At 65.2% G+C, this 2,206-nt stretch carries 2 protein-coding genes; both read left to right on the plus strand.

Annotation, left to right across the window (positions count from 1 at the left end; genetic code table 11):
• Positions 1–763 (plus strand): PEP/pyruvate-binding domain-containing protein (locus LQV45_RS27140; protein WP_230009878.1); only part of this gene is annotated, 763 nt, incomplete at its 5' end.
• A gap of 68 nt (positions 764–831) precedes the next feature.
• On the plus strand, positions 832–2,206 hold a 1,375-nt coding region (locus tag LQV45_RS27145; RefSeq protein ID WP_230009880.1), incomplete at its 3' end, for a hypothetical protein.

Below are 2,206 nucleotides of genomic sequence, written 5' to 3' on the forward strand. Positions count from 1 at the left end.
CGACGGCGTCAAGGCCGTCACCGAGCACATCCGCCAGTGCTGGGCCTCGCTCTTCACATCCCGCGCCATCATCTACCGGCTCAAGAACAACATCCCCAACGAGGGCCTCTCGATGGCGGTCGTGGTGCAGAAGATGGTCAACGCACGGGTCTCCGGCGTCGCCATCACCATGGACCCCACCAACGGCGACCGTTCCAAGATCACTATCGACTCCTCCTACGGGGTGGGGGAGATGGTGGTCTCCGGCCAGGTCACGCCGGACAACATCATGCTGGACAAGGTCACGCTGGCGGTCGTCTCCGAACACCTCGGCGACAAGCACGCCGAACTCGTCCCGGACGCTGTTGCCGGCCGCCTGGTGGAGCGGGAGGTCGACGCCGAACGCCGCGGCCGCCGCAGCCTCACCGGCGCCGAGCTCACCGCCGTCGCGCAGATGGCCAAGCGCGCGGAGAAGCACTACAAGTGCCCGCAGGACATCGAGTGGGCCCTCGATGCGGACTTGCCGGACGGGGAGAACCTGCTCCTGCTGCAGTCCCGCCCGGAAACCGTGCACTCCTCGAAGCCTGTTGTCCCATCCTCGGCAGCCGCCGGCGGCTACTTCAGCGGACTCAGCCCCGCCACTTCTGCGGCAGCACCCGCTTCCCCGACAACGCCAGCCACCACGACGCCAGCCATCACGACGCCGGCCGGCCCGGCGCCGTCGTCCGCCACCGGCTTTAGCCTCGGCAGCATCACCGCCTCACTGCTGAAGCCGTCCTCCTAGAACGTTCAGACCCGCTAGTCCGCTACGTCACCCAGGCTCAACGCCGAGCCCGTATTGAAAGGACCGCCATGTCCCTGAAGTCCTTCCCCAAACCCTCCGAGCTCGCGGTCCCCGCCGGGGCCGAGGGCTGGGAAAAGATCTACCCGTACTATCTGGTCTTCCAGGACAAGCTCAAGGAGCAGGAGGACGCCAAGTTCTGGTTCTGCGACAGCCAGCATTGGCCCACCGTGTTCAAGCCCTTCGAGACCATCGGCGGCGAGTTCGCGGTCAAGTGCCTGGGCCAGTACAACGCACGGCACCTCATGATCCCCAACGCCAACGGCATCGAGTTCCGCGTCCACCTGGGCTACCTCTACATGTCGCCCATCCCGGTGCCGGAAGACCAGATCGCCGCCCGCGTGCCCCTGTTCGAACAGCGCGTTGGCCACTACTTCCAGAATTGGGACCAGCTCCTCAAGCAGTGGCACGTCAAGGTCAAGGGCACCATCGACGAAATGGAAACCATTTCCTTCCCCAGGCTCCCGGACCTGGTCCCCATGGAGGACATCCTCTCCGGCAAGGGCAAGGACGGCTCCGAGAAGCTCCTGGAGAGCTACGACCGGCTCATCCAGCTGGCCTACCAGAACTGGCAGTACCACTTCGAGTTCCTCAACCTCGGCTACATCGCCTACCTGGACTTCTTCAACTTCTGCAAGCAGGTGTTCCCCAACATCCCGGACCAGTCCATCGCCACCATGGTGCAGGGCGTGGACATGGAGCTCTTCCGCCCGGATGACGAGCTCAAGCAGCTCGCCAAGCTCGCCGTGGAACTTGGGATCCAGGCCCACTTCAGCAGCACCGACGACGTCGAGGCCACCCTGGCTGCCATCGCTGCGGCCCCCGGCGGGGAGCGCTGGATGGCCCAGTACGACGCCGCGAAGGACCCGTGGTTCAACTTCACCGTGGGCAACGGCTTCTACGGCCACGACAAGTACTGGAACGAACACCAGGAAATCCCGCTCGGCTACATCGCGGACTACATCCGCCGCGTGGACGAGGGCCAGGAAATCATGCGGCCGGTGGAGGCGCTCATCGCAGAACGCGACCGCATCATCGAGGAATACCGCGAGCTGCTCGAAGGCGAAAATCAGGCCCTCTTCGACGCCAAGCGCGGGCTCGCCGCCACCGCCTACCCGTACGTGGAGAACCACAACTTCTACATCGAGCACTGGACCATGGGCGTCTTCTGGCGCAAGATCCGCGAGCTGTCCCGCATGATGCAGGCCGAGGGTTTCTGGACTGAACCGGACGACCTCCTCTACCTGGGCCGCAACGAGGTCCGCGACGCGCTGTTCGACCTGGTCACGGGCTGGGGCGTCGGTGCCAAGCCGATCGGTCCCGACTACTGGCCGGCAGAGATCGAGCGCCGCCGCGGAATCGTGGACGCGCTCAAGACCGCCCGGC

The organism is Microbacterium sp. Bi128, from assembly GCF_918698205.1.